This window comes from Streptomyces sp. NPDC059853 (assembly GCF_042731495.1).
Taxonomy (GTDB): domain Bacteria; phylum Actinomycetota; class Actinomycetes; order Streptomycetales; family Streptomycetaceae; genus Streptomyces.
The window spans coordinates 1-5,739 of record NZ_JBHWJL010000069.1 but is presented as its reverse complement, the minus strand read 5'-3'; the positions used below and the strand labels follow the sequence as shown (position 1 = coordinate 5,739).

Genomic DNA, 5,739 nt, shown 5'->3' with positions numbered 1-5,739 from the left:
GCCCCGGACGGGCGGGCTGCGCGGAGAGCTCGCCGCCTTCCGCAACGCCCAGGTGCTGCTGGCCATGGCCATGACCGTCCTCGGTTTCGGCGGGGTCTTCGCCGCCGTCACCTACCTGGCGCCGATGATGACCGACGCCGCCGGATACGCGCCGGGAGCCGTGACCTGGCTGCTGGTGCTGTTCGGCCTCGGCATGCTCATCGGCAACCTGGCGGGCGGCCGGTACGCCGACCGCGCGCTGATGCCGATGCTGTACGTCTCGCTCGGCGGTCTGGCCGTCCTGCTGGCGCTGTTCACCGTCGCCGCCCACCACAAGGCGGGTGCCGCCGTCCTGCTGCCGCTGATCGGCGGATTCGGGTTCGCCACCGTGGCACCGCTCCAGAAGCGCGTCCTCGACCATGCCGCGCAGGCCCCGACGCTCGCCTCCGCCGTCAATATCGGGGCCTTCAACCTCGGCAACGCGCTGGCCGCCTGGCTGGGCGGGGTGGCCCTCGGCGCCGGACTCGGCCCGACCTCCCCCAACGCGGTCGGCGCCGCCATGGCCCTGGCCGCACTCGCCCTGGCGGTCGCCGCGACCGTGCTGGAGCGCCGGGACAGGCCCGCGCGTCCCACGCGGGACGGACGCCCCGACGGACCCGCGACCCCCGGCGACACCGCCGTCGGGCGGGGCGTCAGCCCAGCGCCACCGAGTACGGTGCGAAGCGGCGGCTGATGTCGCCCGGCAGTGCGGCGGCTCCGCGCACCATCAGCGTGGAGCGCAGATCGCCGGACAGGCCCCGGTCGCGCAGCCACCGGGCGAGGTCCGGGTGCCGGTCGTCCACGTCGAACCGCAAGGGCGCGGCGGACCGCACGCCCAGGAAGCTGATCAGAGCCCGGGCCGTGGCGGGGTCCTCGGCGATCAGCGGTCCGATCACCGTCGTGCCGGGGTTCGGCCAGGCCGCCCCGTACCCGGTGAGCCGGCCGTCCGGGCCGTGCGCCACCGCCAGCACGTCCGCGAAGGCGGGCAGCCGGGCCAGCAGAGGGGTCCTGTCCATGCCGGCCACCGGCAGATCGAGGGCCAGGATGCCCGGCAGATCTGCGGCGCCGGCCGGCCGCACCCGCACCTCCGGCCCGGTGGTCCCGCCGGGTACGAACTCGCCGCGCAGGGTGGTGACCGCCCCGACGGCCCGGAAGCCCAGCCGTTCGTACAGCGGGCGCCCGTTGTCCGTGGCGTACAGGAACAGCACCCGGTCCCCCGCCTCGGCGATCGCGTGCCGCATCAGCCGTCCGCCCAGCCCGCGCCGTTCATGACGCCGGGCCACCAGCACCATGCCGACGCAGCCGTACCCCGGGAAGGACGTCAGCACGAAGGCACCGATCAGGCCGCCTGCCGGGTCGTCGGGCGGGGCGTCGATTCCGTACCCCGTGCCCGCGCTCAGCAGCAGCCGCCACTTGTGCTCCTCCCGGGACCAGGCGCGGTCGGCGGACAGATCCAGCGCCGTCGGCAGATCCGCGGGCGTCAGCCGGCGGATGGGCAGCGTCAGCGCAGAGATGGGCACGCCCCCCAGGATCGTTGCGGCCCGGTGGCAGCGGCCACCCGTTTTCCCGCACCGCACCGCCCCGGCGGTGGCAGGGTGGCGCCATGACCGACGATCAGTCCCTTCTGCCCGAGACCCGGCGCGCCCTGCGCCACCGCACCGCGACCGCCCAGGCCACCGGCCGGGCGCCGGCCGTGGCCGCGGCCGTCGTCCGGGACGGCGCCCTGGTGTGGACCGGCGCCCACGGCGCGTACCCGCCGGGCGAGGACCGGCAGTACCGCATCGGCTCGATCACCAAGACCTTCACCGCCGTGCTCGTCCTGCGGCTGCGCGACGCCGGACTGCTCGACCTCGGCGACCGGCTGGCCACCCACCTCCCCGGCGCCCCGTACGGCGGCGACGCCACGATCGCCCAACTGCTCTCCCACTCCGCCGGTCTGGCCGCCGAGGCACGCGGCCCCTGGTGGGAGCGGACCGAGGGGACCCTGCGCCCCGAACTCGCGGACCTCTTCGGCCCCGACCCGCAGAAGCACCCGGCAGGCCGCGGCCACCACTACTCCAACCCCGGCTACGCCCTGCTCGGCGCGCTGGTCGAGCGGCTGCGCGGCGCGCCATGGACGGAGGTGCTGCACGCGGAGATCCTCCAGCCGCTGGGCATGTCCCGGACCACCGCGCTGCCGCAGCCCCCGTACGCGCCCGGCTGGGCGGTCCACCCGCACGCCGACGTGCTCCAGCCGGAACCGCTCACCGACACCGGCCGGATGGCGCCGGCCGGGCAGCTGTGGTCGACGGCCGCCGATCTGGCGGCCTTCGCCCGGTTCCTGCTCGCCGGGGACGACGCCGTCCTCGGCGCGGACACCCTCGCCGAGATGCGTACCCCGGCCGTCGCACCGGCGGACCCGGGAGGGGAGTCCGGCTACGGGCTCGGCCTGCAGATCGTCCGCGGCGCCGGCCGGGTGCTGACCGGGCACACCGGCTCGATGCCGGGCTTCACCGCCGCGCTGTGGACGAGCCACGCCGACCGGCTGGCGGCCGTCGCGTTCGCCAACGCCACCTCCGGGGTGCCCACCGGAACGCTCGCCGCGGACCTGCTGGCGGAGGTCGCCGACCGCGAACCCACCGAGCCCGCGCCGTGGCGGCCGATGCCGGCGGCGGACGCCGAGCCGTGGCTGGTGGCGCTCACCGGCACCTGGTACTGGGGCACCGGCGCGTACACGCTGCGGCTGCTCGCCGACCGCACCCTCGTCCTCACCCCGGCCGGTGGCGCGGGCCGCGGCTCCCGTTTCCGCCCGGTGCCGGGGGACGAGCGGCGCTGGCGCGGCCTGGAGGGCTACTACGCCGGTGAGATCCTGCACACCGTTCCCGAGGGGCCGGCGCCCCATCTCGACCTGGGCACCTTCGTCTTCACCCGGATCCCCTACGACCCGGACGCCCCCACCCCCGGCGGCACCGACCCGGCCGGCTGGACGGGACGGTGACCGGGCGGCGGGCGTCGTACGCCGCCGCCGGTCAGCCGTCCAGCATCATCTTGAAGCCCAGGTGGCTGGCCTCGAAGCCGAGCCGCTCGTAGAACCGGTGGGCGTCCACGCGCGTGGCGTCGGAGGTGAGCTGCACGACGGCACACCCCTGGCGCCGTGCCTCGGCCACCGCCCAGCGGATCATCGCGCCGCCCAGCCCGGCCCCGCGCTGCGCCGCGTGCACCCGCACCGCCTCGATCAGCGCCCGCGACGCCCCGCGCCGGGACAGCCCGTGGATCACCGACAGCTGGAGGGTGCCCACCACCGTGCCCGGCTCCTCGGGCAGCACCGCCACCATCAGATGCTGGTGCGGATCGGCGGCGATCCGCTCGAAGGCCGCCAGGTACGGCTTCGGGTCCCCGGTGCTCTCGCGCGCCGCGCCCAGCGGGTCGTCGGCCAGCATCGCGACGATCTCCGGTATGTCCGCGCTCGTCGCGTATCTCATGGTGATGCTCATGCCACCGAGTCTAGAAAACGCGTGCGGACCGGCCATCGCGGCACAGGAAGGGGGTTGTGTCTCGTCCGGGTAACGGTAGGGTCGGTCTCGCCTGCTGGGCGACGGCCAGCCGCTCAGTGTATGAGGTTCGGGGGCTCTCAGGCCGGAATATCCGGCTGACCACCCGGCCCCGGTGCGCGCGCTGGCACGCTGTCCCACCGGGAGTTGATCGAGGCGAGGCAGAGCACATGACCGCGATACCGGCCGACGACGGCGCCGCTCGTACGGGCGTTCCGCAAGGGCGCCCGCCGTCACCCGATGCCGTGCTGATCCGGCGCACGCTGGCGGAGATCGAGCCGGTGGCCGACGAGGCCACGTCGTTCTTCTACGCGCTGCTGTTCGTGAACCATCCCTATCTGCGGGAGATGTTCCCCCCGGCCATGGACGCCCAGCGCGACCGGCTCTTCGGCGCGCTGCTGACCGCGGCCCGGCACATCGACGACACCGTCTCGCTCACCGAGTACCTCATGCAACTGGGGCGCGGCCACCGCAAGTACGGCACCCGCTCCACCCACTACCCGGCCGTCGGCGAGTGCCTGATGACCGCGCTGGAGCGGTTCGCGCCGCGCACCTGGGGCCCGGAGGCCGAGGGCGCGTGGGTGCGCGCGTACACCGCGATCTCCCAGATCATGATCGACGCCGCCGCCGACGACGAACTGCGCTCCCCCGCCTGGTGGCACGCGGAGATCGTGCGCCACGAGCCGCGCACCGCCGATGTCGCGGTGGTGACCGTCCGCCCCGACCAGCCCTACCCGTACCGCGCCGGCCAGTACGCCAGCATGGAGACGCCGTGGTGGCCGCGCGAGTGGCGGCAGTACTCCTTCGCCTGCTCGCCGCGCCCGGACGGGCTGCTGACCTTCCATGTGAAGGCGGTGCCGGCCGGCTGGGTCTCCCGGGCGCTGGTGCACCGCGCGCGGCTCGGGGACGTGGTGCGGCTCGGGCCGCCGGAGGGGGCGATGACCATCGACCACACCTCCGACAGCGGGCTGCTGTGCGTGGGCGGTTCCACCGGGATCGCGCCGATCAAGGCGCTGGTGGAGGACGTCGCGGAGCGCGGCAGACGACGGCGGATGGAGGTGTTCTTCGGCGCCAACCGGGACTCCGACCTGTACGACCTGGACTCGTTCCTGGAACTGGAGCGCCGCTACGACTGGTTGTCGGTGCGCCCGGTGGTCGCGCAGTACGCCACGCGCGGCTTCGCGGGACAGCTGCCGGAGGCGGTGCGGGAGTACGGGCCGTGGCCCGAGTTCGACGGCTATCTGTCCGGGCCGCCGCAGATGATCCGGCACAGCGTGGCCGCGCTGGTCTCGGCGGGGATCGAAGAACGCCGGATACGACACGACTTCACGGGTACGTTGACCGCCGCGGGACTGACCGCGCACCAGTGAGGCACCGAGCACGGCACGACGCAAGGTCTGAGAATGAACAACGGGGATGACAGCGCCCGTCTGCCCGGCAGCGACGGCGAGCACGAACTGCAGCGGCGGTTCGGCAGCGAGCACCGGGCCGACCGCTTCTACGAGGAGCAACTGCTCGACCACCTCAACGAGCGGATGCGGGAGTTCGTGGCCAGGGCGGAGATGTTCTTCCTGGCCACCGCCGACCGCAACGGCGAGTGCGACAGCAGTTTCCGGGCCGGGCCGCCCGGCTTCATCCATGTCCTGGACCACCGGTCGGTGGCCTACCCCGAGTACCGGGGCAACGGCGTGCACGCCTCGATGGGCAACATCACGGAGAACCCGCACGCCGGGATGCTGCTGATGGACTTCGACCGGGCGCGGATCGGGCTGCACATCAACGGCCGGGCCCGGATCGTCCCGGACGCCGAACTGCGCGCCCTGCACCCGGAACTCCCCCGGGACACCGCCCCGGGACGGCGCGCCGAGCTGTGGGTACGGGTCGAGGTGGAGGAGGCGTACATCCACTGCGCCAAGCACATCCCGCATCTGGTGAAGGCACCCAAGCGCACGGCGCGGGCGTGGGGCAGCGACGACTACCGGCGCAAGGGCGGCGACTTCTTCGGTGCGGCCCGGCAGGCGCGCGAGGCGCGCGGAGAGCCGGGCACCCGTGGTACGGGGGCGGGTACGGGGACGGGTCCCGGTGCGGCCCCGGCCCAGCCCCCGGCCGCGCCGCCGGTTCCGGCTCCGCCGGTCCCGCCCGCCGCGCTGCCGCAGGCGGCTCCCGTACCGCCGCCCGTACCGCCGCTCGC

6 protein-coding genes are annotated in these 5,739 nt (G+C 74.6%); 4 read left to right on the top strand and 2 right to left on the bottom strand.

Features of this window, described 5'->3' with window-relative positions; genetic code table 11:
- A partial coding sequence (locus tag ACFV5N_RS10465; RefSeq protein WP_385596836.1) for an MFS transporter occupies positions 1-712 on the top strand: 712 nt, incomplete at its 5' end.
- On the opposite strand, the gene ACFV5N_RS10460 is transcribed toward ACFV5N_RS10465, so the two are convergent.
- Positions 672-1,538: a GNAT family N-acetyltransferase gene (locus ACFV5N_RS10460; protein WP_385596834.1), complete on the bottom strand. Its 867-nt coding sequence runs from the start codon at positions 1,536-1,538 to the stop codon at positions 672-674. The genes ACFV5N_RS10465 and ACFV5N_RS10460 overlap by 41 nt on opposite strands.
- Before the next feature lie 83 nt (positions 1,539-1,621).
- Here ACFV5N_RS10460 and ACFV5N_RS10455 point away from each other — a divergent pair, with 83 nt between their 5' ends.
- Positions 1,622-2,995 carry a serine hydrolase domain-containing protein gene (locus ACFV5N_RS10455; RefSeq protein WP_385596831.1) on the top strand — a complete coding sequence of 458 codons (1,374 nt, stop codon included), beginning with the start codon at positions 1,622-1,624 and terminating at the stop codon, positions 2,993-2,995.
- Between the two features lie 31 nt (positions 2,996-3,026).
- Here ACFV5N_RS10455 and ACFV5N_RS10450 read toward each other — a convergent pair whose 3' ends face one another.
- Positions 3,027-3,491 (bottom strand): GNAT family N-acetyltransferase, encoded by a 465-nt coding sequence (locus ACFV5N_RS10450; RefSeq protein WP_385596829.1) that lies wholly within the window; start codon positions 3,489-3,491, stop codon positions 3,027-3,029.
- Between the two features lie 56 nt (positions 3,492-3,547).
- Between ACFV5N_RS10450 and ACFV5N_RS10445 the strand changes: the two genes are divergently transcribed.
- A complete protein-coding gene (locus tag ACFV5N_RS10445) occupies positions 3,548-4,918 on the top strand; it encodes a globin domain-containing protein (protein ID WP_385596826.1) in 1,371 nt (456 codons plus the stop codon).
- Between the two features lie 33 nt (positions 4,919-4,951).
- A partial coding sequence (locus ACFV5N_RS10440) for a pyridoxamine 5'-phosphate oxidase family protein (RefSeq protein WP_385596823.1) occupies positions 4,952-5,739 on the top strand: 788 nt, incomplete at its 3' end.